The 26,856-nt window shown below is 59.9% G+C and carries 21 protein-coding genes and 1 pseudogene; 15 read left to right on the top strand and 7 right to left on the bottom strand.

Annotated features, from left to right (window positions below; all coding sequences use genetic code 11):
- Positions 1-243: 243 nt before the first annotated feature.
- Positions 244-1,411, top strand: a pseudogene (locus ASC96_RS31665) (dihydroxy-acid dehydratase); the annotation flags it as partial.
- Between the two features lie 185 nt (positions 1,412-1,596).
- Here ASC96_RS31665 and ugpC (ASC96_RS12650) read toward each other — a convergent pair.
- The 6 genes from ugpC (ASC96_RS12650) to ASC96_RS12625 all read right to left on the bottom strand — a co-directional run bounded on the left by ugpC (ASC96_RS12650) (position 1,597) and on the right by ASC96_RS12625 (position 8,799).
- The gene (gene ugpC / locus ASC96_RS12650) at positions 1,597-2,679 is read right to left on the bottom strand and encodes a sn-glycerol-3-phosphate ABC transporter ATP-binding protein UgpC (RefSeq protein ID WP_060503409.1); all 1,083 of its coding nucleotides are present in this window, start codon (positions 2,677-2,679) and stop codon (positions 1,597-1,599) included.
- Position 2,680: 1 nt separating this feature from the next.
- Positions 2,681-4,609, bottom strand: coding sequence for a glycoside hydrolase family 127 protein (locus tag ASC96_RS12645; RefSeq protein ID WP_060503408.1), 1,929 nt, complete (start codon positions 4,607-4,609; stop codon positions 2,681-2,683).
- A gap of 21 nt (positions 4,610-4,630) precedes the next feature.
- The gene (locus ASC96_RS12640; protein ID WP_060503407.1) at positions 4,631-5,509 is read right to left on the bottom strand and encodes a carbohydrate ABC transporter permease; all 879 of its coding nucleotides are present in this window, start codon (positions 5,507-5,509) and stop codon (positions 4,631-4,633) included.
- A complete protein-coding gene (locus ASC96_RS12635) occupies positions 5,506-6,423 on the bottom strand; it encodes a sugar ABC transporter permease (protein ID WP_060503406.1) in 918 nt (305 codons plus the stop codon). The genes ASC96_RS12640 and ASC96_RS12635 overlap by 4 nt, the downstream gene beginning before the upstream one ends.
- A 75-nt stretch (positions 6,424-6,498) precedes the next feature.
- Positions 6,499-7,737, bottom strand: a complete 1,239-nt coding sequence (locus ASC96_RS12630; protein ID WP_060503405.1) for a sugar ABC transporter substrate-binding protein — start codon at positions 7,735-7,737, stop codon at positions 6,499-6,501.
- 42 nt (positions 7,738-7,779) lie between these two features.
- Positions 7,780-8,799, bottom strand: a complete 1,020-nt coding sequence (locus ASC96_RS12625; RefSeq protein WP_060503404.1) for a LacI family DNA-binding transcriptional regulator — start codon at positions 8,797-8,799, stop codon at positions 7,780-7,782.
- 277 nt (positions 8,800-9,076) lie between these two features.
- On the opposite strand from ASC96_RS12625, the gene ASC96_RS12620 reads away from it, so the two are divergent.
- The 14 genes from ASC96_RS12620 to ASC96_RS12555 all read left to right on the top strand — a co-directional run bounded on the left by ASC96_RS12620 (position 9,077) and on the right by ASC96_RS12555 (position 25,302).
- Complete coding sequence (locus ASC96_RS12620; RefSeq protein ID WP_060503403.1) at positions 9,077-9,997, top strand: metalloregulator ArsR/SmtB family transcription factor; 921 nt, start codon at positions 9,077-9,079, stop codon at positions 9,995-9,997.
- Positions 9,998-10,112: 115 nt separating this feature from the next.
- Positions 10,113-11,621 (top strand): alpha-N-arabinofuranosidase, encoded by a 1,509-nt coding sequence (locus tag ASC96_RS12615; protein ID WP_060503402.1) that lies wholly within the window; start codon positions 10,113-10,115, stop codon positions 11,619-11,621.
- 27 nt (positions 11,622-11,648) lie between these two features.
- The gene (ugpC, locus tag ASC96_RS12610) at positions 11,649-12,746 is read left to right on the top strand and encodes a sn-glycerol-3-phosphate ABC transporter ATP-binding protein UgpC (protein WP_060503401.1); all 1,098 of its coding nucleotides are present in this window, start codon (positions 11,649-11,651) and stop codon (positions 12,744-12,746) included.
- A gap of 1 nt (position 12,747) precedes the next feature.
- Positions 12,748-13,629 (top strand): sugar ABC transporter permease, encoded by an 882-nt coding sequence (locus tag ASC96_RS12605; protein ID WP_060503400.1) that lies wholly within the window; start codon positions 12,748-12,750, stop codon positions 13,627-13,629.
- Positions 13,626-14,474, top strand: coding sequence for a carbohydrate ABC transporter permease (locus ASC96_RS12600; RefSeq protein WP_060503399.1), 849 nt, complete (start codon positions 13,626-13,628; stop codon positions 14,472-14,474). The genes ASC96_RS12605 and ASC96_RS12600 overlap by 4 nt, the downstream gene beginning before the upstream one ends.
- Before the next feature lie 78 nt (positions 14,475-14,552).
- Positions 14,553-15,863 carry an extracellular solute-binding protein gene (locus ASC96_RS12595; RefSeq protein WP_060503398.1) on the top strand — a complete coding sequence of 437 codons (1,311 nt, stop codon included), beginning with the start codon at positions 14,553-14,555 and terminating at the stop codon, positions 15,861-15,863.
- A gap of 525 nt (positions 15,864-16,388) precedes the next feature.
- A complete protein-coding gene (locus ASC96_RS12590) occupies positions 16,389-16,898 on the top strand; it encodes an RNA polymerase sigma factor (protein WP_060503397.1) in 510 nt (169 codons plus the stop codon).
- Between the two features lie 90 nt (positions 16,899-16,988).
- Positions 16,989-17,921 carry a FecR family protein gene (locus ASC96_RS12585; RefSeq protein ID WP_060503396.1) on the top strand — a complete coding sequence of 311 codons (933 nt, stop codon included), beginning with the start codon at positions 16,989-16,991 and terminating at the stop codon, positions 17,919-17,921.
- 122 nt (positions 17,922-18,043) lie between these two features.
- Positions 18,044-20,503: a TonB-dependent siderophore receptor gene (locus ASC96_RS12580; protein WP_082512053.1), complete on the top strand. Its 2,460-nt coding sequence runs from the start codon at positions 18,044-18,046 to the stop codon at positions 20,501-20,503.
- Positions 20,504-21,493 carry an iron-siderophore ABC transporter substrate-binding protein gene (locus tag ASC96_RS12575; protein ID WP_244482015.1) on the top strand — a complete coding sequence of 330 codons (990 nt, stop codon included), beginning with the start codon at positions 20,504-20,506 and terminating at the stop codon, positions 21,491-21,493.
- A complete protein-coding gene (locus tag ASC96_RS12570; RefSeq protein WP_244482013.1) occupies positions 21,493-22,296 on the top strand; it encodes a siderophore-interacting protein in 804 nt (267 codons plus the stop codon). The genes ASC96_RS12575 and ASC96_RS12570 overlap by 1 nt, the downstream gene beginning before the upstream one ends.
- Positions 22,293-23,393, top strand: a complete 1,101-nt coding sequence (locus ASC96_RS12565) for an iron chelate uptake ABC transporter family permease subunit (protein ID WP_060503394.1) — start codon at positions 22,293-22,295, stop codon at positions 23,391-23,393. The genes ASC96_RS12570 and ASC96_RS12565 overlap by 4 nt, the downstream gene beginning before the upstream one ends.
- Positions 23,390-24,502, top strand: coding sequence for an iron chelate uptake ABC transporter family permease subunit (locus ASC96_RS12560; protein ID WP_244482011.1), 1,113 nt, complete (start codon positions 23,390-23,392; stop codon positions 24,500-24,502). The genes ASC96_RS12565 and ASC96_RS12560 overlap by 4 nt, the downstream gene beginning before the upstream one ends.
- Positions 24,499-25,302 (top strand): ABC transporter ATP-binding protein, encoded by an 804-nt coding sequence (locus ASC96_RS12555; protein ID WP_060503393.1) that lies wholly within the window; start codon positions 24,499-24,501, stop codon positions 25,300-25,302. The genes ASC96_RS12560 and ASC96_RS12555 overlap by 4 nt, the downstream gene beginning before the upstream one ends.
- Before the next feature lie 95 nt (positions 25,303-25,397).
- Here the strand turns inward: ASC96_RS12555 and ASC96_RS12550 are convergent, their stop codons facing one another.
- Entirely contained in the window at positions 25,398-26,852 is a 1,455-nt protein-coding gene (locus tag ASC96_RS12550) for an amidohydrolase family protein (RefSeq protein ID WP_060503392.1), read from the bottom strand.
- Positions 26,853-26,856 lie beyond the last annotated feature (4 nt).

The following is a 26,856-nucleotide window of genomic DNA, read 5'->3' as shown; positions in this document are numbered from 1 at the left end:
TCACCCAAACAGCAATATCGCCCTGTGCGGCCAACCTTGTGCCCGCAGGGCGACTTGAAAGCAGCTTCCGACTGGAGGCAATCGACTCCGCATGATTGAAAGCAGAACGATATCAACTTTGAAAAGTGGGTGGGAAGTGGGGAGGGAAGTGGGGAAGTGGGGAAGTGGGGAAGTGGGGAAGAAACTGCCTGCTATCGGAGTATATGACAATAACAGGCACTTGATTCTAAAATTGGCTCCCCGGGCCGACCTATAATCGGCATCTGCAATACCTTTTCCGAGTTGACGCCGTGCAACGCCCATTTCCGTGGGCTGATCGAACAGAATAAGGGGTACTGGAAGCGGGCGGTCTACCCGTCGTGTTTCCAGTGTTCTCCTGCGGTGAATCCAATCTTCGCCCAACGGCCATGCCGTTTCGCTACCTGGCGTCGATGGATGTTGAGGAGGCTATTCGTGGCAATTCGATGGATGGCGTCGTGCTGATGGCGGGGTGCGACAAGACCACGCCGTCGCTGGTCATAGGGGCGGCGTCCTGCGATCTGCCCGCCATCGTCATCTCCGGTGGACTGATGCTGAATGGCCGATTGAAGGGCCGCACCATTGGTTCGCGCACCGACGTAATTCTCCGAGGATGTGCGCGCCGGCATCATGTCGCCAGCCGATTTCATGGCTGCAGAAAGCGCCATGTCACGCTCCCCTGGTCATTGCATGACGATGGGCACCGCCTCCACGATGGCGTCAATGGCGAGGCCCTCGGGTTGGCGCTCCCCGAAACGCTGCTTACCCGGCTGTTGATGCGCACCGCGCCCGGCTGGCGCGGCTGACCGGCCGCCTGATCGTCGAGATGGTGGCCGAGGACCTGCGCCCGTCTCAAATCCTGACCCGGCAAGCCTTTGCCAATGCCATCCGCATCAATGGGGCGATCGGCGGTTCGACAAATGCCGTCGTCCATCTCCTTGCGATTGCCGGCCGCATCGGCACGGAACTGACGCTTGACGATTGGGACCGTTTTGGCCGCGACGTGCCGACCATCCTCAACCTGATGCCCTCCGGCGCGCATCTGATGGAGGATTTCTGTTACGCCGGTGGGCTGCCCGTGGTGATGAAGCAGATCGCCGACATACTTGATCTGACCTGTATGACGGTGACTGGAAAAGGCGTCGGCGCCAATATCGAGACGGCAGAAAACTACAATCCGGATGTCATCCTGCCACGTGGAAAGGCTTTGACCCAGCAAGGCGGTATCGCCGTGTTGCGAGGCAATCGTGCGCCGCAGGGTGCTATTCTGAAGCCTTCCGCCGCAACCGCCAACCTGATGCAGCATCGTGGCCGGGCCGTCGTCTTCGAAACGATAGATCACGACAAGAGCCTTGTTGACGACCCTGAACTCGATATCGATGAAACCTGCATTAGGGCGATAACCAATTTCACGCCACTCACGCTGATCCCGGGCAATCCGCGTTGCGAGGAAACAATGGAAACGTCTCGGTTCGAGTTTTCATCCGTCAGGTTAGTACCCCGGCAATCACAGGGACGCGCGCCTTCATGGCCGACATTCGCGTCGGCGCCGCGCAAGGTGCTGTTTGTTCAACGCATTCAGCCAGCTCCTTTCAGCCGCAGTCCTGCTGCGTCGAAGAAGCGGAGATCATCTGCCAGCCAGCGAAAGTGGAGAATATCGCCTGCCTCAACCGGCACGGAGGACCGGTACTCAGCCGTCACGGCCTGTCCGTCCTCAAGCTGACAATAGAGAAACTGCGTGCCTCCCAGATATTCGTAGAAATCCACCTTGGCGCGCAGTGTCCCTTCAGTGTCCGCAACAACATTCATATGCTCAGGGCGCACGCCGAGCGTCAGTTTATCGCCCGGCGCCATCCGGCTGTCGTCAATCTGCACCGCGATCCTGCTATTGCCTATGCGGATTGATCCATCGCCGGCCGATTCCGCATTCAGCAGGTTCATCCGCGGCGAGCCGATGAACCCGGCGACGAATGTGTTAGCTGGATTTTCGTAGATTTCGCGCGGACTGCCGGTCTGCTCAACCCGGCCGTCACGAAGGACGACGATCATGTCCGCCAGCGTCATCGCCTCCGTCTGGTCATGGGTCACGTAGATCATCGTATTGCCGAGCTCGCGATGAAGCCGCGCGATCTCGATGCGCATGGAGACACGCAATTCGGCGTCCAGATTGGACAGTGGCTCATCGAACAGGAACACGTCCGGCTTGCGCACGATCGCCCGGCCAATCGCCACGCGTTGGCGTTGGCCGCCGGAAAGCTGTCCCGGCCGCCGATCGAGCAGCGGATCGATCTTCAGGATGGCCGAGGCAGCCTTGACGCGGCTGTCGATTTCCGGCTCCGGCAGCCTCGCCATCTTCAGGCCGAATGCCATGTTTTCGCGGACGCTCATATGCGGGTAAAGCGCATAGGACTGGAAAACCATGGCGATGCCCCGATCGGATGGATCGAGATCCGTGACATTGCGCCCCTTGATCTCGATTTCACCATCAGTCACTTCCTCCAGCCCGGCGATCATCCGCAGGAGCGTCGATTTTCCGCAGCCGGACGGACCGACGAAGACCACGAAGGAACCCTCTGTGATCGTCAGGTCGATGCCGTGGATCACTTCGAGATTGCCGAAGCTTTTGCGAATGTCGGTCAGCACCACGCCGGTATCAGACATTTTATTCACCGTTCAATTCACCCGCTCTGACCCAGACAAGCATCTCACCCGGTGTCCGGTTGTCCCAGAAGGGATAGGGCACGAAACGCGCCGTCGCCTTTTTGGTTGTTGGCGGTGACGTCCGGTAAAGAGCACTGCCCCAGTCAGCCCGATCCCGTGTGACTGGCATATCGAGCGCGACGGCGCCCCGCAGGTCCGCAAGTTCGGCCGTCGTCCCATTGGAAAGGTCACCCGCCAGCCGTATGCCATTCAGGCCCTCACCGTTGTCCGTCGCCTCGACGCAATAAACCATCGGCCCGCGCATCAGCGCGACGCGCCCGGCATCCTGCCGCACCAGCGGATTGGCAAACAACGCACGCGGCGCCAGCGGGATATCGAGATCGATATGATCGCCTGTCCTCCAGTCCCGCTCGATACGGGCATAACCATCGACTAGCGTCGCGGTCAGATCGAGTGCTTCTCCATTGACCTTCAACGTCGAGCCATCGGCCCATTCCGGGATACGCAGCGAGATCGCAAATCGCGCCGCCTTGTCCGCTGTCAGATCGAAGCGGATCGCGCCATCCCAAGGGTAGCGGGTCTTCTGGGCCAGTTCGAACTTGGCCCCGCCGATGTCGAACCGTGCGGTGCTTTCACCATAAAGATGCACCGCGATTTCGTCGTCCGATACGGCATACATGTAGGAGCCGATAGACGCGAGAAGGCGGGCGATGTTGGGCGGGCAGCAGGGGCAATGGTGCCAGACCCAGCGGTGATGCTTGCCACCGCTCTCGAGCGGGTTTTCATAGAAGAACGTCTTGCCGTCGAGTGACAGGCCAGACATGGCGCCATTGTACAGCGCCTGCTCCATGATATCGGCATAGCGCCGGTTGGGACCGCGCCCAAGCATGCGGTTGGCCCAGAACACCAGGCCAACGGACGCGCAGGTCTCGGCGTAGGCGCTTTCGTTGGGCAAGTCATAGTAATCGGTAAAGCCTTCGTTGGCCGCAGCCGGACCGATACCCCCGGTCACGTACATCTGCTTGGTCGTCAGGTCATCCCAGAGCGTTTCCAGCGCTGCAGTCAGGCTGTCATCGCTGTATTCGGTGGCAATATCGGCCATGCCGGAGTAAAGGTACATGGCACGCACGGCATGTCCGACGACCTTTTTCTGGTCGCGCACCGGCTGGTGCGCCTGACCGTACTCATAGGTCTTCTGATGGAAATCGGCGGCCGAGCGACCGTCCCGGATTGCTTCCTCGGTGAAGAAATGCGGTTCAGTGCCACGCTCGTCGATGAAGAACTTGCAGAGGTCGAGGTATTTTTTCTGGCCGGTCACGCGGGCCAGCTTCACCAGTGCCAGTTCGATTTCTTCGTGCCCGCAATAACCGCGCAACTGGCCCTCGCCACGGCCGAAGGTCTTGATCAGATAGTCGCAATAGCGGCACATGATATCGAGCAGCTTGCGTTTGCCTGTCGCCTGGAAATAAGCGACCGCCCCCTCGATCAGGTGCCCCGCGCAATAGAGTTCGTGATGGTCGCGCAGGTTTGTCCAGCGGCGCTCGGGCTGAACGCGCTGGAACCAGGCGTTCAGGTAGCCGTCTTCGTCCTGCATTTTTTCATACATGTCGATGATCTCGTCGACACGGGCTTCGAGCTTCGGATTCTTCCGGCGATAGAGCGAGTAGGCAACGGTTTCGATGGATTTGCCGAGATCGCTATCCCAGAACATTTGTGTTGTGCCGCCCCAGGCCTGGATCGGAATGACGATGCCGGGGCTGGGTTTGCTGGTGTCGATGGCGGTGATCATGCCGGCCTCCACGCAGCGGTCGAGCAGTGTTTCGGCAGTGGTATCGCAGATTGCGTCCTGGCGGTCGCCGAACAGGCCGTGGATATCGACGCTGGGTACGGGCAGGGGACGGAACTGGCGGTCTCTTTTCATCGTGTTCATGGTTTCATCCGTTTCTTGAGATCATTTCACCGCGCCGGCCATCAGCCCGCGCATGTAGTAGCGTTGCAACAGTAGGAAGACGATCAGGCAGGGGATCGTCATGACGGCGACGCCGGCTTGCACCGCGCCCCAGTTCACTGCACCGAGCCGCCCGGCGCGCACTGCCATCATCAGGACGGGCAGCGTGTATTTGTCGTTGCTCGACAACAGGATCAGCGCTGCGAGGAACTCGTTCCAGGCGTTGAGGAAGGCAAAGATGGCGACGGTGGCAACGCCCGGCAGGACCAAGGGCAGAAGCACCCGCACGAGCAGCCGCAAATCCCGCGCGCCGTCGATGCGCGCAGCTTCTTCGATTTCCTTTGGGACGGCATCGAAGGCGTTGCGCATCATGAACACCGAGAACGGCAACTGCAGTGTCACGTAGACCAGTGTTAGGCCAAGCAGCGAATTGTTCAGCCCGAGCTTGGCAAGGATGATGAACAGCGGCGTCAGGATCGACTGGAACGGGATCATCAGGGTTGCGATGATCAAAACGAACAGAACGTTCTTCAGTGGAAAGCGGTAGCGTGAGAAGCCGTAGCCGGCGAGCAGGCTGACGGCGACGGTCAGCACGACGGTTGCGATCGAGACCAGCAAGGAGTTGATCGCGTGCTGCCAGATCCCGGCGCCGAACGTGTCGAGCGACTGGTAGGAATCAAGGCTGATCCCGTTCGCCGGCCAAGGCGGCAGTGGCGGCAGGCGCGCTTCCGTTCCGTGGCGGAATGAGGCCAGGAAAGTGATGACGAAAGGCGCCAGGAAGAACAGGCAGATGGCGATGCCGGCCGCATGATAGGCGCTGTTTGCCCTGAAGGTTTTTCTGGCGCGGCGCTGCTTAGAATCGTGGGTTTTTGAAGCATTCATGGCCGTTCCTCACCGACTCGCAGCAGCCAGAGCTGCACGATGCTGATCGCGACCAGGATTGCCAGAAGCGCGATGGAAAGTGCTGCGCCATAGCCCAGATTGAACGACACGAAAGACTGGTTGAAGATGTAGTAGACCACCGAAATCATCCGGTTCTGTGGCCCGCCCGATGTCATGATGTAGAACTGGTCGAAGGCGAGGATCGAACCGGTGACGGAAATGATCAGCGCCAGCGCGATGGTTTTACGCATCAGGGGAAGCGTCACGTGCCGGAAACGCTGCCAGCGTCCGGCGCCGTCGATACGGGCAGCCTCTGTCAGGTCCGCGGGTATGGCCTGCAGGCCGGTCAGGAGAATGATCATGGTGAAACCGGCAATCTTCCAGACGACCATGATGACGATGGTAAGAAAAGCGCTGTCGAAAGTCGCAAGCAGATTGGGGCTTTTGTCCACCCACCCAAGCGCCTTCAGCGCTGGACCGATAAAGCCACTGTCGACATTGGCCAGCCATACCCAAAGCAGCGAGGCGGTGGCCAGCCCGATGACGACCGGCAGGAAGATGATGGTGCGGTAAGCGCTTACAAATCGCCGCTGTTTTTCGACGAAGATCGCCAGCGGAAAGGCGACGGCGAAGATCGCGATGGTGACGATGACCGTATAATAGGCAGTGAACCGCAGTGCCGACATGAAGCGGGCGTCGTGGAACATGCGGACGTAGTTATTGAAGCCGATCCAGCGTGTTCCGCCCATCAGCGGCCAGTTGTGCAGACTCATCCATCCGGTGAAGATCACTGGCATCACGAAAAAAAGGATGACGAGGGCCATCGCCGGCGCGATATAGACGAGGCCGCGCCAACCCGATCTGCGCCGTCTCTTGCGTTGAGGCGACAAGGTCTTCGAACCGGAACCGGTCATCGAAAAAGCTCCGCTTGGATTTAGGGAAATTGGCCGGGAGGCGGCTTTTCCTCCCGGCCACAGCAGCCGGGGAGATTACTGGCCGCTGTCGATGATCGATTGCATTTCGCTTTGGGCATTCGAAAAGGCGCCATCGACGTCTTCTCCGAAAATGGCGGCGTTGGTGAAGGTCGCCCATGGGCCATTGGCGCTGTTGATCAGGTCGTTGAACTGCAGCGTGTAGGGTGTCTTGGCGACGGAAATGGCCTGGATGCCCACCTGCAGCCGGGGATCGAGGCCCGCCAAAACTTTGTCGGCGATATCACCGCGTGTCGGCAGGCTGCCGTACTTCGCCATGATCTTCTGGCCGTCCTCGGAATAAATATATTCGAGGAATTCCTTCACGGCAGCGATCTTCGGCGTGCCTTTAGTAATGACGAAGTTGTCGCCACCGGCAAAGGAGGACGTTCCACCCGTTGCGCCGGGAATGAGCGTCACGCCGAAGTTGATATCCGGATGCTCCGTCACCAGCGATCCGATGGCAAAAGCCCCAAGGCTCTGCTGGCCGATCTTACCGTTGGTGAAGGAGAGAAAATTTGTGCCGTTGTCGCTGGCGGCACCCGCTGGCACAAGATCCTTCTTGACCATGTTGCGATAGATATCGACGGCCTTGCGCATTTCCGGCGTGTCGAGCGTTGCGGTTTTGCTGTCGGCAGACAGGATATCGGTGCCAGCCCCCCAGACCAGCGGCGTAAAGGTGAAGATCATGCAGCCACCACAGCCGCCGCCGGAGAAGTAAAAGCCGTAGGTATCGTCGCCCAGTGCCCGGATCTTCTCGGCATTGGCGGTGATTTCATCCCAGCTTGCAGGCGCCTTTTCTGGATCCAGGCCAGCCTTTTTGTAGAGATCCTTGTTCCAGGCGAAGACAGATGTCTCGACGGACAGCGGTAGACCGTAAATGCGGTCCTGATAGGTGCCAAGCTTTACGTGGGACGGTGATAGGGAATTGAAATAAGGCAGGGACTTTGCCCAGTCCGTGAGGTCTTCCAGTTGACCTGCGGCCGCAAAGGCGGGGTTGTAGATCAGATCCATGGACAGCGCGTCCGGCGCCTGTCCTCCGGCGATTGCAGTCGCGTATTTCTGAACCAGTTCCGAGAACGGCACCTCGGTCATCGCGACCTGGTTTTCGTGATTGGAATTATAGGCTTCCACGGTTTTCTTGAAGGCGTCGCCGACGCCGGTGCGAACCCACATCTCGATCTTTTCGGCGGCCGATGCGCCGGACACCAGGCACAATGTAGCGATGCTGGTCGCTGCCAATAAACGTTTGATCATGACACTCCTCCCAATATGGCGCTATCTCCTCTGGCGCCTTGTTCATTCCCTCGGGTTGTTACTCCCGCACGATTGCCGGACGACCAGCCGGCATGGCAATTTCCTCACTCCCGGCTCGACAGGCCGTCCCTCTGCAAGCGCCAGGACGGTCAGTCCCGCCTGGCGCCCGAGTTCCTTCAATTCCATGTCCACGGTCGTCAGGGGTGGCCGCGTCTGGGCTGCGACAATCTCCCAATTGTCGAAACCGATGACGGACACATCTTCCGGCACCCTGATCCCCCGCTCGCGCAGCGCGTCGACAGCGCCGCGGGCAATCTGGTCGTTGCCACAGAACAGCGCGTCGGGTTTCTCCCCCATTCTCGTCCAGATTTCCGCGACGGCCTCATGGCCCCAGCTTTCCGACCAGACGCCGTACATCACCGGCTCGCCGCCACCTGCCGCCTTGCTGTACGCACCGGCCCGTTCGTGCACTGAAAAGAAATCCTTTGGACCGGTGATATGGGCAATGCGCCGACGCCCAGTCTGCAAAAGCCATTCCACCGCAAGCGTTGCTCCGTGCGCATCATCAGACCGGAAGGTGACGCTGTTCGGCGTACCTTCGGTAAAGGCGTAGACGACCGGAACAGGCAGGTTGGAAAGGTCAACCGGCAGCCGCCTGTCGAGGCGCTTACCGGTGGCGATGATGCCATCGACCTGCTTGTCGAGCATGGCTTCGACATGGATCTGTCCCAGCGCCGGATCATCCTCGATCGCGCAGAGGAAGACGGATACGCCGTGATCGACCAGCGCCTCCGAAACGCCCGCCATGACAGGCAGTGTGAATCGCCCGTAAGTATCATTGGTGAGCAGCCCGACAGTGAAGCTGCGCTTGCTGAGCAGGCCACGGGCGAGGGCATTCGGACGGAAACCGATTTCGCTTGCCACCCGTTTGACCCGTTCCCGCGTCTCGTCTCCCATGCGCCCGTTATTGTTCAGCGCTTTCGACGCGGTCGAAATGCTGACACCCGCCGCAGCGGCAACGTCATGGATCGTGATCCGCCTTTTTGCTTCCCCAGTCTCCAGATTATCCTCCCTCAGTTGTGTTGAGAAAACCTTTTACCAATCTGACTGTCAAGTGAGAAAAGGTTTTCTCACGCTTCTTTATGCTGTTGATACAGCAGTGCGCTCGTAACCTTTGCTTCGAGGCTGAAAGCGCTAGGCGGGTGTCGCCGGGTTTCTGTTCAAAAAAGGGAGGCTGGACGCCGTACGACTCTTCTGGCTGCACGGCAGAGGCGTGTTGTCGCGGATTGATCATATCTATTTTTCTGATACACATCAATTCTGCATTCGAGAGGGATATATGAGCACGCGATTTCTGATGATTGGCCCGGAGGACGGAAAAGAAGTGCTGAAATGCCTGTCGGCACCGGCGCGGCTTTCCATGCTGGAACTGCTGCATGTCCGCGGCCCGCTCAACGTCAATGACATTGCCGAAGCGCTCGATTTGCCTCAATCGACCACATCGACCCACCTCAATCTGCTGGAGGAGGCGGGTCTCATCCGCACCGAGGTCTCCAAGGCGCGCAAGGGCAGCCAGAAAGTCTGTCATGCCGTGCATGAGGAAATCGTCCTGTCCTTCGCAAGTCCGGCCAAGACCGGTCAAGAGGTGATCGAGGTCGCCATGCCTGTCGGCCTCTATAGCGGCTATGAGGTTGCGGCCCCCTGCGGCATGTGTTCCCGCGACGGCATCATCGGCTATCTCGACAGTCCCGACACCTTCCTCACGCCCGACCGCATGAAGGCAGGTTTGCTTTGGTTTACAATGGGATATGTCGAGTATCAGTTCCCTAACAACGCCCGGATCAAGGGTGCAGAAGTCAAGGAGCTGGAGGTTGCGCTGGAGCTCTCTTCCGAGGTTCCAGGCACCTCCGACAACTGGCCATCCGACATCACGCTCTCCATCAACGGCAAGGGCATCGGCGCCTGGACCTCGCCGGGTGACTTCGGTGATCGCCGCGGCAAATACACGCCCGACTGGTGGAAGCTGCGGGGCAGCCAATATGGCGTTCTCAAATATTTCCGCGTGACGGAAGAGGGCACGTTTATCGACGGGATCAGGATTTCCGATACGACTCTCACCGATCTCGACCTGCTTGAACACCGTTCGATCCGGCTTCGGATCGAGGTGCCGGAAACGGCGAAGAATCCGGGTGGAATCAATATCTTCGGGCGAGGCTTTGGTAATTATGATCAAGATATCGTGCTGCGGCTGAAGACCTGATTTTCCACTGATTGCATGTTTGCCACTCCAAGGCGGGTTGACGCCCGCAACTTCCTATGCGAATTATCATACTAATGGATATATATCTGATTTTCAGATATGCAGGGAGGTAAGCATGCGCGCAGTCGGCACCGCACACAGCGGTTACGTCATCGGTACTATCGATCCACGTCTCTACGGCTCTTTCGTCGAGCATCTCGGCCGGGCCGTCTATTCGGGCATCTACGAGCCGGATCATCCGACCGCCGACAAGAACGGCATGCGTCAGGACGTCATTGACCTCGTGCGGGAAGCCAACGTCCCGATCGTGCGATATCCCGGCGGCAACTTTGTCTCTGCTTACGATTGGGAAGACGGCATCGGCCCACGCGAAGAGCGCCCCGTGCGCCTCGATCTTGCCTGGCACAGCTCCGAAAGCAATCATGTCGGCATCCACGAATTTGCCGACTGGGCGGAGGCTGCCAATACCGACATGATGCTGGCCGTCAATCTCGGTTCGCGTGGCTTGGACTCAGCCCGCGCCTTCCTCGAATATGTCAATCATCCGGGCGGCAGCCAGTGGTCGGACCTTCGCCGCAAGAACGGCCGCGAAGAGCCCTGGAACGTCAAGATGTGGTGCCTGGGCAACGAGATGGACGGTCCCTGGCAGATCGGCCAGAAGACGGCGGAAGAGTATGGCCGCATCGCGTTCGAGACCGCCAAGGCCATGCGCGCCTTCGACAAGTCGATCGAACTCGTGGTTTGCGGCTCCTCGTCACCGAAGATGCCGACCTATCCGGCCTGGGAAGCCACCGTTCTCGACTACACCTACGACTCCATCGATTACATCAGCCTGCACATGTATTTCGACAATCATGCGGGCAATACGGCGGACTATCTGGCCCAGAATGCCCGCCTTGACGACTACATCGCCACCATTGCCGGCGTTATCACCTACACCAAGGCGAAGAAGCGCTCGAAGAAGGATGTCTATATCTCCTTCGACGAGTGGAACGTCTGGTACCACTCCCGCGAAGCCGACCGGAAGGTTCTGGAAGGCAATGACGGCTGGCCGCATGCACCGGCGCTGCTGGAAGACATCTACAATTTCGAGGACGTGCTGCAGGTCGGTTGCATTCTCAACACCTTCATCCGCCGTTCGGATGTGGTGAAGGTCGGCTGCCTGGCGCAGCTCGTCAACGTTATTGCTCCGATCATGACCGTTCCGGGCGGCCCTGCCTGGCGTCAGACGACGTTCTTCCCCTATGCCTATGCGTCAAAGTACGGCCGCGGCAAGGCGCTGAACCTGTCGCTTGATTGCCCAAGCTACTCGACCGATTTCGCCAAGGACGTAGCCTATCTGGACGTTTCCGCCGTCGAAACGGAGGACGATGGCGCGCTGACCTTCTTCATCGTCAACCGTCACCAGACGGAAGTGATCGAACTCGAGCTCTCTCTCGAAGGTTTCGGCAGCCGCAAGGTGATCCTCGACAAGGTCATGGAAGGCCACGACCTCCGCGCCGTCAATGGTCCAGGAGCCGAGACGATCGAGCCACGGGATGGCTCGGGCGCATCGGTTACCCAAGGCCGTCTCGTCGCCGCCATCGCGCCGCTGAGCTACCGGATGATCCGGCTCGGGGCGTAAGGCAGACAACGACGGGGAGGAGAAACCATGTCGGCATCGATCGAAATTACCAACGTTACCAAACGTTACGGCGCGCTCGCCGTGCTGGACGACATTTCGTTGTCCATCAAGGCAGGCGAGTTCGTCGTCTTCCTTGGGCCTTCAGGCTGCGGGAAGTCCACGCTTCTGCGCATGATCGCAGGCCTTGAGGACGTGACCGCTGGTACGATCTCTGTCGCTGAACAGCGTGTCGATACACTGCCGCCCGGCAAGCGCGGCGTCGCCATGGTTTTCCAGTCCTATGCGCTTTATCCGCATATGACGGTTGCCCAGAACATGTCCTTCGGCCTGGAAAACATCGGCCTGCCGAAGGACGAAATCGAGCGCCGTGTCCAGCAGGCGGCGGCGACACTCGAAATCGCCCATCTTCTCGATCGTAAACCGCAGAAGTTGTCGGGTGGGCAGCGCCAGCGCGTGGCTATCGGCAGAGCTATCGTCAAGGAACCGAAAGCCTTTCTGTTCGACGAGCCATTGTCGAATCTCGACGCCGCCCTTCGCGGCCGCACGCGGCTTGAGCTTGCCCAGTTGCATGCCCGTCTCGGCAGCACGATGATCTTCGTGACGCATGATCAGGTGGAAGCGATGACGCTCGCCGACCGCATCGTCATCATGCATAACCGCAAGATCGAGCAGATCGGTACGCCGATGGAAATCTACCGGCGTCCCGCAAGCCGGTTCGTCGCGGGTTTCGTCGGCTCCCCGGCCATGAATTTCGTGCCGCTCCGAAGCGTAGCTGCCAATGGTCGCACCGTTACAATCGGCGCAAGCGGCCTTGGTGAGATCCATGCCGCGTTTCGTCTGCCGGCAAGCTTTTCGCCTGAGGGGGCAAATCTCGGCATCCGGGCCGAGGATATAACCGTTCTGCCAGCCGGACAGGCGGGCATTGCGCTCAAGGCCGAAGTCGTCGAGCGGCTTGGTGATCGCACGCTGATCTATGGCCAGCTGGCGGATGGAACGAAGCTGACGGCCGAAACGGACGGACGCAGCGAAGCGCGCGGCGGGGACACGCTGCAGATTGCGCTTGATACCACCGCCATCCACCTGTTCGACGCCGCCGGTACCGCTCACCATTCGGAGGGCGACTGACATGGCCGAGAGCTATCGCCGCAGCCAATGGAGCAACGGCCTCTTCATCCTTCCCTATTTGTCCGTCTTTGCGGTGCTGCTCGTTTTCCCGCTCTTTTGGGGCGCGTGGCTGAGTCTGCATAAGGTCGATCTTTTCGGTCCGGGCCGCTTTGTCGGCCTGGGAAACTATACCCGGGTGCTTGCCGACCCGGTGTTCCTGCAGGCGCTGCGTAACTCAATTATCTTCGTGCTCGTCAGCGTTCCGGCGCTTGTAATACTCGGGCTCTTCCTCGCACTGGCACTCAACAAAACGACGCGAACGACCTCGTTCCTACGTGGTCTGTTCTTCTCGTCCTCCGTGCTTTCGGTCACAATCGTGACGCTGATCTGGCGTTTCGTCTTTATCCCTGGCGACGGGCTCTTGGCCGTCATTTCCGAACAGTTCGGCATTCAGCCGGTCAATTTCTTGTCGACCAGCGGCTGGTCGCTCTTCTCCGTTGGCGTCGCCACAGTCTGGTGGTGTCTCGGCCTGCCAATGATGCTGTTCCTCGCCGCTCTGCAGCAGATTCCGAATGATCTCTATGAGGCGGCAGCGCTCGACAATGCCAGCCCCTGGCGTGTGCTGACACGTGTGACGCTGCCCTCGATCGCCCGCACCATCATGCTGGTGACGATCATCCAGATCGTCATGCAGTTCCAACTGTTCGGCCAGGCGCAGATCATGACCAATGGCGGCCCGAACGGCACATCCCGTCCGCTCGTCATGTACATCTATGAGGTTGGCTTCGTGCGCTGGGACGTCGGCAAGGCCGCTGCAGCATCCGAGTTCCTGTTCCTGATCATTCTCGTCGCGGCGATGGCGCAGTATGTCATCTCAAGCCGCAAGTCGGAGGTTTCCGAATGACGGACCAAACGACCTACCGTCCCGAAGCGCTGACCGGCAATCGCACGCTGCTTGTGATAGCCATTATCCTCTCCGTCGTCATGATGGCGCCGGTTGCCTGGCTCGTCGGCCTGTCGATCAAGGACAACAAGGAGCTGATGCTCGGAACGGAATCCGTCTTCGAGCTGCCCTATACGCTCGTCAATTATGTCAACATCATCTACTCGTCGCAGGCCTTTGGCTGGTTCTTCAACAGCCTTGTGGTGGCGATTGGACAGACGGCCGGCGTGCTCGTCCTCGCGTCTCTTGCGGGTTATGCCTTCGCCCGCCTCGAGTTTCCGTTCCGGCGCACAATCTTCGTCATCGTGCTGTTCGGTCTGGCCGTGCCGGAACAGGCGGTCATCATTGCTCGCCACCAGATGTTCAACTGGTTCGGCCTGCACAATTCCTATATCGGGCTGATGCTGCCCGGCATGTCGTCCGCCTTCGGCGTCTTCCTGATGACCCAGTTCTTCAAGGCGATCCCTAAGGAGATCGACGAGGCAGCCCTTCTCGACAATGCCTCGCCGCTGCGGATCTTCTGGAAGGTGCTGCTGCCTTTGACGCTGCCAGCCCAGGCGACCCTCGGCATCTTCACCTTCCTGCATGCCTGGAACGACTACTGGTGGCCGCTGATCTCCGCGACGAAGAAGGAGATGTTTACGCTCACCATCGGCATCGCCTCGTCGCAGACCAATTTTGCCCAGAGCGAAGGGCTCGGTTTCCTCAGTGCCCAGGCGGTCTTTGCCAGCCTGCCGGTGTTGATCGTCTACGTGATTTTCCAGCGCCATATCGTGACCGCGGTTTCGGGCGGCGCCGTGAAATGACTATTGCTGCGGCCAGGAGGAATGGCCGCAGTGGGTTTCAACGGGGCGGGGAGCCCCTTTCAAAGGGAGAGACAGACCATGAGACGTTTTCTACTCAGCACGGCAGCGTTGATTGCGCTGACCTGCGCCACGTCGGCCCAGGCGCAGACCAAGATCGAACTGCAGCGCTTCTTCGGCGCCTGCGATGCGGACTACGGCAAGGTGACAGACGTCTCCAAGGCTGTCGGCGAATGCGGCATTATCACTTCCTTGATCAACAAGTTCGAAGCCGACAATCCGGATATTGACGTCAATGTGACCACCGTTGAGTGGCCGGGCTACGACCAGCTCAATGCCCAGCTCGCATCGGGTGCAGCACCCGACGTCGTGTCGATGCACTATTCGGCGATCTCCGACTATCAGTCGCGCGGCCTGATCGACCCGATTGACGACGTCCTATCCGCCCAGGGCATCTCGCCCGATAGCTTCACCGATGCGGCCCGGGGCGGCGTTACCAAGGAAGGCCACCTGTTCGGCCTGCCGTTCGACAACTGGACCATGCTCTTCCACGTCAACCTTAACCTGATGAAACAGGCCGGCCTTGTTAACGCCGATGGAACGCCAATTCTGCCAACGTCCGCCGAAGAGTTGATCGCCCAAGGCAAGCAGTTCAAGGAAAAGACCGGCAAGCCGTACCTCGTGCAAATTCTTGCCAATGAAACGGCAGCCTATGCCCGCGTTCTCTATACGCTGCTGCAACAGCAGAATGCCGACTTCTTTGCTGATCCAACGAAGATCACGCTGAACACGCCGGAAGCCAAGAACGTCGTCGAGCTGATGAAAAAGATCAAGGACGAAGGTCTAACGACCACCGGCCTCGACTATGCGGCCTCCGTCACTTCGTTCACCAATGGCGACGGCGGCATCGCGGTCAACGGCACCTGGCTGATCGGTGATTTCGTTGCCCAGTCGGAAAAGGAAGGTACGGCGCTTGCGGGCGGCTACACCGTTTACCCGGTCCCGCAGCTCTATCCTGGCCGCGACAGCACCTATGCCGACGGCCATAGCTGGGTCATGCCGCACAAGGACCGTACGCCGGAACAGACCGAAGCAATCGGCAAGCTCTTCAAGTTCCTCGCCGAAAACGACTTCCAGTGGGCCCGCACCGGTCACCTTCCGGCCGTCAAGGCCGTCTTCGCAATGCCGGAATTCAAGGCACTGCCGCATCGTGAAAACATTGCGGAGATCGCCGAGACTGGCCGTTCTCTGCCGGGCGCCGTCCAGCGCCAGTTTGCCATCCAGGACATCATCGGCGAAGAAGTCGGTGCAGCTGTGAACGGCGACAAGAGCATCGACGAAGCCCTTGGCAGCGCTGAAAGCCGCATCAACGACCTGCTTGCCAATATCTGATTGTTGCAATCCGGATGCTCTCAAGGACGCAGGAACCCCGTTCCTGCGTCCCGACATTTTTTGCCGGCCGCGATGTGCCGGCGTTCGCCATACGGCCATGGAACGATGGCCAGACCCGGTCATCCCTAAGTTCGCAACGGCAAGGCCGATTTTTCATCTGAGTAAATAACGCAAATCCTCGCATCGGGATGTGACGAGCCGGCAAGCTTGGCCGGCACATTTCCAAAATATCAGGCGTTCGATCTGCTGGGGAAAGTTACCGGCAGAGGTGCCGCAGTGCTTCTTGTCAGCCATGATCGTCGGGTTCTTGCGGAACGGGTGCCGGTCTATTCCTAAATTCCTTCATCGGCGGGCTGTAAATCGGGTCGGATGAGGGCGGCTTGCTTGAGGCGGCGGGCCGTTCGCAGAGAACACGGACGGCCACCTCGAATCTTTTAATATGACTTCTTTACTCCACTATTGTCAGCCGATCTTCAAACCGGTATTGCGTCGAAAACAATTGCGGCAGACGGCAGGAGCGAAGGGATGGCAAGTTACGACGACGAGCTCGTGGCCGCTTTCGCGCGCAATGAACGCCGGATCAAGCGGTACCTCATCAGCAGAACCCGCTCGCACGCCGATGCAGACGACTTGGCGCAGGAAGCCTGGATCAAGCTCGCCCGCAACGGCGCTGCGGCCTTGACCGCGCCCGTCCCCTACCTGATGCGGATCGCGCGAACCCTCGCGGTCGATCACGACCGGGGACAAAAGCGCAAGCTAACCTCCGGCGACATCGATATCCTGCTGTCTGTTCCCGACGAACAGCCGGGACCGGAGAAGCAGATCGAAGACCGCGATCAGATCCGTTGCCTGATGCAAATCATGGACGAACTCCCCGAACGCCAGCGCAAAATGCTGGTAGCATGCCGGCTTGAGCAGCGCCGCCATGCCGATATCGCTGCGGAATTTGGCGTGTCCGTCCGCACTGTCGAACTGGAAATCCGCAAAGCGGTCGACTATTGCAGCGAACGGCTTGAAACAATAAACCGGGCCTGACATTTCGGCTTTTCGTTTTTCAATCGTTGATAGTTTTAGAAGCAGGTATACGCATCCTGTCACGAACGCGCATAGGGAAGGGAGCGGAAGTTGGACGATAATTTCGAAGCTCTCAAGCGCGAAGCGACAGCCTGGATCGTCCGCCTTACATCCGGTACGGCAACGACGGAGGATGCAGAGGCGCTGTTGCGCTGGCGCTCCCGCAGCACCGCGCATGAGCAGGCCTTCCAGCAATCAGCTCGGCTGTGGAAGAATCTCGGTCCAGCGCTTGCCAAGGTCACGAAGCCACCTGCGGCAACCTTGACGAGACGCTCTTTTCTCGCGGCCGGAAGCCTTGCGGCCAGTGCGGCCGGTGCTGGTATAGTCCTGTCGGAACTCGGATTTCTGCCGCCGGTTGAAGCCATGATGGCGGATTACGCCACCGGGATAGGGGAGCAGCGGACGGTTGAATTGCCCGATGGTTCGATGACGACGCTTGACGGTGGCACGACCCTTTCCCTCGATTATTCTCCATCGGCTCGGCACCTTGTGCTGACGTCAGGCGCGGCCGTCTTCGATGTCGTTCCCGACGCCGCCCGGCCCTTTGTGGTGACCGCCGCTAACGGCAACACGACGGCAACCGGTACGTCCTTTTCGGTGAAGCATGGCGAGGATGATGTTTCGGTCGAATGTCTTCAGGGACATATCAACGTGCAATGTCTGGCCAACAGCGATCTCATCGGCGGCGAGGGCATCAGCTATTCGCAGGCCGGGCTTGGCGAGAAAGTGGCAACCGATGCCGAAACGGCCGCAGCGTGGCGGCGAGGACTGTTGATCTTCAAGGACCGGTCGCTGGCCGACGTGGTGTCGGACCTCAACCGCCACCGCCGTGGCAAGGTGATGATTGCCAGCAGTACTCTGCGCTTGCGCCGGATGTCCGGTGTGTTTCATCTCGATCGTCCCGAAGAAATCCTGGCGCATCTGGAGGAGACACTACAGGTTCGCCCCGTCAGCCTGATCGGCGGCATTGTGTTGCTCAGATAGCCAACACGCTTTTCTGCGAAAAAACTTGAGAAAAAATTTCGGGTTTGTGGATCCGGATCGTTTTCCCCAATAGAGGCCGCGTCAATGGACGGCGCAGCGACGATTGCATTGGGGACATTCGCATGGGGCAGTTCACCGCCGGAAGGCACGACCATCACGGCAAGATGGCATACAAATGGCGGATTGCACGTCTGTCGGCCTCCATCGCATTTGCGGCTCTTGTCATTGCCCCCTCGATGGCCTTCGCACAGGAAAGCGTCAGCTATTCTATTCCCGCCGGCTCGCTTGATCGTGGTCTGACACGCTTCGGCGCCGCGAGCGGCATTCAGGTTCTCTATAGCAGTTCAGTCGCAAACGGGCTGAACACTGCGGGCATCAGCGGCCAGCTTTCGCCTGAAGCGGCATTGAACAGGCTTCTTGCCAATACCGGATTGACCTATCGCTTTACCGGACCAAAGAGCGTGACGATCAGCAATCCAGCGCAGACATCGGAGGCGGTAACGGTTGAAGGCGCAACGCCGCTTCAGACAATCACGGCGCAGGGCGGCGAAAATGCCTGGGGACATGTCGATGGCATCGTTGCCAGCCGATCGGCAACGGGTACGAAAACCGACACGCCATTGATCGAGGTGCCACAATCGATTTCCGTGATCACCTCCGATGAGGTTAAGGCCCGGGGCGCTGAAACGATCAAGGAAGCGGTGAACTATACGGCCGGCGTGCATGTCGGCGGCAGCAGCGCCTCGACACGTAACTTTGACAACATTGAAATTCGCGGCTTTGCACCCACGCCTCTTTATCTCGACGGCACTTATCTCCCCTATATCGGCGATCTCGGCGGTTCGCCGCAGATCGATCCCTATATGCTCGAGCGGATCGAAGTGCTGAAGGGGCCATCCTCTGTCCTCTACGGTCAGAATTATCCGGGCGGCATGATCAACATGGTCAGCAAGCGGCCGACGGACAAGCCATTCAACGAGGTGGTCGTGGGAACCGGCACGGACGGCCGCGCCTATGGCGCCTACGATTTTTCCGGACCGGTGGCCAATAATGATGCCTTTCTCTATCGCTTGACGGGGGTGGCGACACGCACGGAAACGAATATCGACTATACCAAGGACGAGCGATTCATGATCGCGCCATCCTTTACCTTGAAGCCGGATGAGGACACGACATTCACGTTCCTGTCCCACTACCAGAAGGACAATGGCGTCCCGGACTACCAGCCGCTTCCTTATATCGGAACGGTTGAGGCCGGACCTTATGGGAGGATCGATCGGGATCTTTTCACCGGCGAGCCGGCCTATAATAGCTATGACAGGGAACAGGCGATTCTTGGCTACGAGTTCAAGCACCAGTTCAACGATGTCTGGTCGATCCGTCACAATGCGAAATACATCTCCGTCGACGATTCTTACCGGACATTTTTCAGCGGCGGTTATGTCGAGACAGGCGGCGTGGTCGACTACACGAAGATGAGACGAAACGCGATCGACTATTCGTCGGACAATCAGGTCTTTGCCACCGATACCAATCTGCAGGCCGAGTTCTCGACCGGCGAAATTGCACACACCGCCATCGTCGGAACCGATTACAAGTGGTTCCGCAACGACTATACCGGCCGTTATGGCTTCGGCAACACGCCGTTGGACGTCTTCAATCCCGACTACGGATCGTACAAGGAACCGACGGTCGGCGCGCGTTGGGACAACAAGATCAGCCAGCTGGGCTTCTACGCTCAGGACCAGATCAAATGGGACAACTGGATCCTGACGCTCGGCGGACGTTATGACTGGGCATGGCAAACCGACAACGATATGCTCACATCGACTGTGGGCAGGAAAACCGACACCGCATTTACCGGCCGCGCCGGGCTCATTTATCTCTTCGATAATGGCTTTGCGCCCTACGCCAGCTATTCTACCTCCTTCATGCCATATTCCGGCTTTGATGGGCAGAACAATCCGTTCAAGCCGACGACTGGCGAGCAGTGGGAAGTCGGCGTCAAGTATGAGCCGGTCGGCTACGATGCGCTGATCACGGTTTCCGCCTTCGATCTGAAACAGCAGAACGTCCCGACCTATGACAGCCTTACCTTCGTGCCGTCGCAAAGGGGTGAAATTCACGTCCAGGGTGTCGAGGTCGAGGGCAAGGCGACTGTATTCGATAGCCTCGATCTGATCGCGGCGGCCTCCTATACCGATTCGGTCTATTCCAAAGCGGATGACGGCACACAGGGAAACAAGGTGCGCTTCATGCCACCGGTCAACGTATCGCTCTGGGCAAAATACCGGCTGGAGGATGGCCCGCTTGACGGCCTCGGGTTTGGCGCCGGTGTGCGTCATTCCAGCAGCGGGTATGGCAATGACGCCAATTCCTTCAAGTATCCTGCCTACACCGTCGTGGATGCAGCGGTTTCCTATGATTTTGGAAAGCGCAACCCCAATCTGGAAGGCCTGGAGCTGAACGTGACGGCACAAAACCTGTTCGACAAAACCTATGTGAACGGGTGCAGCAACATCAATTCCTGCTTCTATGGAAAACCGAGGTCGGTTTACGCCAATCTGAGTTTCCAGTGGTAAGTGAGCCTGCTGTTGCCCTTGTTCTCGCTTCATAAAACGACGTTCCTGCTGCTGGCACTGCTGTTGTCCGTCGGCGGGCCTGCCCGATCCGAGGATGGGTTTCCACGGGCCGTTCAGCATGCCCTGGGGACAACGACCATTCCGGCCGCACCGGAGCGGATCGTCACGCTGGGCTGGAGCAGTGAGGATGCCGTGCTGGCGCTCGGCAAGGTACCGGTCGGAATGCCGCGTTATCGCTTTTTCGAGAGCGGCATTTTCCCTTGGAACGAGGAACGGTTGGGTACTACCTGGCCGTACCTCTTTGAAGGCGGCATCGATTACGAGGCGATAGCGGCGCTGCGGCCAGACCTGATCCTCGGCATCTATTCGGGTATCGATGATCTCGCCTACAAGCGGCTTTCTGCGATTGCTCCGACAGTCACCTATCGTTCCGCCCCCTGGTCGGCCGGCTGGAAGGAACATATGGAACTGGCCGGACAGGCTTTAGGCAGAAGCGAAGAGGCCAAGGCGCTCATCGAGAAGACAGCATACTCTCTCAAAGCGATAGGCGACAGCTGGCAGGCTCTGCGTGGCAAGACATTCACTTTTGGAACCTATTTCGCCGGAGGGTCCGGCATCGTCGTCTATCTGCCGGATGACCCGCGCGTGGCCGCCCTACTGGAGCTGGGGCTCAAACCATCTGCCGGCATTGCGGCGCTTGCAGCAGGCAACCCCGGCCAAGGCTCCGTCACGGTCGGCATGGAACAGGTAAACAGTCTGGACGCCGATATCCTGATCATGTGGTACGGCGAGGGCGCTCGCACGGCGGCAGAGACGCAGCCGCTGTTCATGCGGCTTCCTGCTGTTATGCGCGGTAGCTACGTGGCCTTGGAAGATCCTGTTTCCGTGTGGTCGACATCAGCCTTGAGCGTGTTGTCCATTCCCTATGGTTTCCCGAGGTTTTTGCCCCGCCTTGCCGAAGCGGCAGAGCGGGCGGGCAAGGAGCACTGATGTCTCACGATCATGATCACGAACCCTATGTGGAAGATTATTTCTTTTGCGAGGTGACTGCAGTCACACGTCTGACGCCGTCGATGATCCGGGTCACCCTGCAGGTCGAGGGCGGCGATCGCTTGATTGCGACCGGTCATCCCGACGAATGGGTGCGGCTTGCCTTCCGGCCGGATGCGGACACGCCGGTGACGCTGCCGGTGCTGATGGAGAACGGCGAATGGGGACGGCCGGATGGGTCGCAGCATTGCCCGAACCGGCCCTATACGGTGCGCCGCTGGGATGCGGATCGCTGCGAGATGCTGATCGATCTTGTCGCTCACGAGGGCGGCGTTGCTGCCAGTTGGGCGATGGACGCGAAGGTGGGCGATGTCGTCGGCATCTGCAATCCGGAAGGCCGTTTCGAGCCGCCGCAGGATGCGGCCTGGATGCTGCTCGTCACCGACATCACCGGGCTTCCGGCCGTCGGCCGGGTTCTGGAAGAACTAGGGCAGGGTCAGCGCGCCATCGTGCATGTCGAGATACCGTCCGTGACCGACCGTCAGCAGATCGACAGCGCCGGCGACATGTCGATCACCTGGTATGAGACCCACGGCCGATGCGAGGGCCGCGATGGCTATACCCAGTTGCCGCAGATCGCCAGGAGCATCGAGACGCTGCCGGAAGGACCGGGCTATATCTACATTGCCGGCGAGGCGCGTGCTGCCTCGGCATGCCGCAAGCATTTTCGCGATCGCCTCGGCTTCGACAAAACAAGGATCGATGCGATTGGTTACTGGATCGAGGGGCAGGCGCGCGTATGAGCGCTGGCACCCTTGGCCAGATACCAGCCGATTCGGCGGGCAGCCCGGCCTCCACCTTGCCGGTGGCCAAGCCGACTGGTGGCGGCAGGTCTTCAGGATTTCGGTTCCGGCCGCTGGCACTGCTTATTCTGTGCGCCGCAGTTCTGATCGTCCTGTGCATTGTCAGCCTGCTGACTGGCGCGCGCGCCGTTGGGCTCTCGACCGCCTTGGATGCACTATTGGCCTATGACCCGGCATCTGCCGAACACATTATCATCCGCGATTACCGTCTGCCGCGGACATTGCTCGGACTCTTGTGTGGCGCAGCCTTCGGCGTCTCCGGCGCGCTGATTCAGGCGATCACCCGCAATCCGCTCGCCGATCCCGGCATCCTCGGCGTCAATGCGGGCGCTGCCTTCTTCGTGACACTGGCCGTCGGCTTGCTCGGCCTCCACGCGATCTCCAGCTATCTCTGGTTCGCATTTCTCGGCGCTATAGTGGTGACGCTTCTGGTCTATGCGGTTGGATCGCGCGGTCGCGACGGGGCGACGCCGGTGCGGCTGGTTCAGTCCGGCGTGGCGCTTTCCGCCGTGCTTGGCGGCATCGGTTCGTCGATCACGCTGCTTGATCCGCTGGCCTTTGACAGTCTGCGGGTCTGGGCGGTCGGTTCGCTTGCCGGGCGTAATATGGAGGTGGCGGCCACCGTGGCACCGTTCATCGTCTGCGGGCTGGTCCTCTCGCTCTGTGTCACGCCTTCGCTCAACGCCATCGCGCTGGGTGACGACCCTTCGCGTGCGCTCGGGGTCAATCTCGTACAAATCCGCATCCTCGTGGTCATCGCCGTCACCTTGCTTGCCGGTGGGGCAACCGCGGCGGCAGGTCCTATCGGCTTTGTCGGGCTGATGGTGCCGCATGTGGTTCGATGGTTCACCGGGCCTGACCAGCGCTGGATCATCCTCTTCACCATCCTGTGCTCGCCTATTCTGCTGCTGGCGGCCGATATCGCCGGCCGGCTGGTGCAGTTTCCGGGCGAGCTGGAAGCCGGTATCGTCACCGCCTTGATCGGCGCGCCGGTATTGATCGCGCTTGCCCGGCGCACGCGGGCCGGCGGCCTATGACCGAACCCAACCACAATCCATCCCCAGTTCTTCGCAATCGTGTCATTGTGCCGGTAGCCTATTCCGGCCCAATCGATTTCGGCCGCAGGGCTGCCGTGATCCGGCTGTTTGGCTGGCGGCTGTCGATGCGGGTTGACTTGCTCAGCCTTGGTGCCGGTTTCATCCTGCTGCTGCTTGCGGGGGTGATTGGCACTGTGTCGCTTGCGAGCGGAAAGTTCCCGATCCCGCTTGCTGATGTGCTCGGCGCTTTGCTGGGCAACTCTGACGACGATATCCGCATGGTCGTGGTGGAATGGCGGCTGCCGCGGCTGTTGCTTGCCTTTCTGCTGGGGACTGCTCTTGGCCTGAGCGGTGCGATCTTCCAGTCGCTGACCCGCAATCCGCTGGGATCGCCGGACATTATCGGGTTTTCCACGGGCTCCTATACCGGCGCGCTTGTCGTCATCCTGCTGTTTTCCGGCGGTTACTACGCGACAGCCGCGGGGGCCTTGGCCGGCGGTATCGTCACGGCCGCCGCCGTCTATCTGCTTGCCTATCGCAATGGTGCGCAAGGCTTCCGGCTGATCGTCGTCGGCATCGGTATTTCGGCGGTGCTTGGCGCGCTGAACGCCTGGATGATCCGCCAGGCCGACCTTCAGATTGCGATGTCAGCGGCCATCTGGGGAGCAGGCTCCCTCAATGGTTTGGGCTTTGAGCAATTCTGGCCGGTTTTGCTGATGCTCATACTGATCGTCCCTTTTGTTCTGGTGCTGGCGCGGCCGATGCGGCAGCTGGAACTTGGCGACGATGCGGCCATGGCGTCCGGCCTCAATGCAAACCGTCTGCGCTTGATGCTGATGATCGGCGGCGTCGCGCTGACAGCGATCGTTACTGCGGCGGCTGGCCCGATCGCATTCGTCTCCCTGGCTGCCCCGCAGATCGCCAGGCGTCTTGTCCGTGCAGCCGGCGTCGCATTGGTCCCGGCAGCGCTGACCGGTGGGCTGCTGCTCACCGCCGCCGACTGGGGTGCCCAGCATGGGTTCGGCGTTCAATTGCCCGTCGGCGTCATGACGGTCAGTATCGGCGGGCTCTATTTTTTATGGTTGCTGCTGCGTGAGGCAAGGCAATGACCGACGGTTCCAACAGCAGAAGCACAAGGCTTCAGGCTCAAAACGTTACGCTGCGATATGATCAACGCATCATCGCCCAAGACTTGTCTGTAGCCATTCCCAACGGCTCCTTCACCGTCATCGTCGGCCCCAATGCCTGCGGCAAATCCACCTTGCTGCGCGCCCTCTCACGGTTGCTAATCCCCTCGGCCGGCACGGTTATTCTGGATGGCAAGACCATTGCCGGCTACCCCGCCAAGCAGGTTGCGCGCACGGTCGGCCTGTTGCCGCAGACCTCGGCCGCCCCTCAGGGCATCCGCGTCGCCGATCTCCTCGCCCGCGGCCGCTATCCGCATCAATCCTTCTTCCGGCAATGGTCACACGAAGACGAGGCGGCCGTCGCCGCGGCAATGGCGGCGACACAGACGACGGAGCTTTCCGGCCGTCTCGTTGACGAACTTTCCGGTGGCCAGCGTCAAAGGGTCTGGGTGGCGATGGTCCTCGCCCAGCAGACGCCGCTGCTTCTCCTCGATGAGCCCACCACATTCCTCGATATCGCCCATCAGATCGAGCTGCTCGATCTCTGCCAGGACCTGAATGCTGAGGGTCGCACCATCGTCGCCGTGTTGCACGATCTCAACCATGCGTGCCGCTATGCCACCAACATCATCGCCATGAAGGGCGGCGCTATCGCTGCACACGGTCCGCCAGCAGCCATCATGACTGAACAACTGGTCGAGGACGTCTTCGGCCTCCCGTGCATGATCATCGCCGATCCGGTCGCAAAAACGCCGCTCATCATCCCGAAGCGCAGGGGGTAAAGCTCCGGCACGGGTAAAGCGGCACGCTACCGCAAATTTTGCCGCGCGGTCTTGTCAAGCGGGTTCGTCATTCTGGTCTGCTTTCGTATGGCTCCTCAAGGTGTATCGACTATCCGCCGGCTTGTGCGCCAGTAGGATGCCGGCTCCGACCAGAGTTGCGTCATGCCCACGCGCTCGAAAGCCAATGCCTGCTCGTGCGCGGCCTCATCGAGGATCTGCGTGATGTCGAGATGCGGAATCTGGCGGCCGCGCATCAGTACCTTACCGTTGACGATGACGGTGTCGACATCGGCAGCATTGGCGAAATGGGCGAGCCGGGTAACCGGCATTCCAGGCGGATACATGTGCGCCTTTCGAGCATCCACCAACACGATATCTGCCTTCTTGCCTGTCTCAAGCGAACCGAGATCCTTATCTAGGCCGAGCGCGCGCGCTGCATCGATCGTCGCCATCTCGAGGGTCTTGCCGGGCGGCATGTAGTCAGGATCGCGGAAGTGACGGCGATGATAGTGCATGCATTGCGCCATGTGGCGGAACATGTCGTAGCCCCGATCCGGCGCGGCGGCGTCCGAGCCGAGGCAGACCGTAATGCCGGCGTCGATCAATTCGGGAACGGGGCAGCGGCCATAGATGGACATGATGGCGCTGGGGTTATGGATGATCGATGCGCCCGTTTCTTTCAGTGCCTCGAAATCTTCGGGCGTCAGATCGACACTGTGGCCCAAAAGCGCGAACCGGTTGAGCACGCCAAGGTCGCGTGCAAGTGCGATCGAACCGTCACGATGTCCGTCCTGGGTGAAGAGGACGTTCTTGCGCTGCCGCAAGGCCATGACAGCGTCGCCCATCTCCCGGACGTGACGTAGGCTTTCTACGTCGCTAACATCCTTGGCGTAATAGACCGGCATTGTCAGCGACACACCGGTCCGCCGTTCGAGTACATCGTCCCAGCGATCGATAAGGGTCTCGCAAACCTCCAGCTGACGTTCGAAGGAAACCGGCGCGTCATGGCTTTGGCCATCGTCACCAAAACGACGGTATGTGCGCGGATAGGGAGGACGGCCGGGGCCGACTGCGAGGATCGTGCGCAGGCCGGACTCGACCGTTGCGTTGCAATGGGCATCGCCGAAGGCAGGGTCGTCGGTGCGCATGATGTCGGCGCCGCCGCCCAGCAGGGTCATCGCCGTGGTGACGCCGCCCTGCAGCCGCTCCAGTAACGTCAGGCGAGCTTCGGCGCGCCAGAACGCGGTAGTCGAGCCGCGTGCATAAATTTCCTCGCAGACCTCGAACCATCGGTCGACATCACCCGAACCCGCTGACCGGACCAGGCCGTGCCCGGCGTGGGAGTGACTGTCGATCAGGCCGGGCATGGCGATCATGCCCGAGCCATCGATCACCTGTCCTGCGCCTTCCGGTGGCGCTCCGCCGGCCTCGCTTCCCAATCCGGAAATACGATCGCCTTTGACTGCGATCCAGGCGCGGTCGATGACGCGTCGATCCTCATCGACAGTCACGGCGGTTACGTTTCGCAGCAGGATGTCCGGCTGTTCCATGGTC

The sequence above is a fragment of the Rhizobium sp. Root1204 genome, assembly GCF_001424965.1.
GTDB lineage: Bacteria > Pseudomonadota > Alphaproteobacteria > Rhizobiales > Rhizobiaceae > Pararhizobium.
Note: the sequence above shows the minus strand (reverse complement) of the source record. Positions and strands in the feature narration are given on the sequence as shown.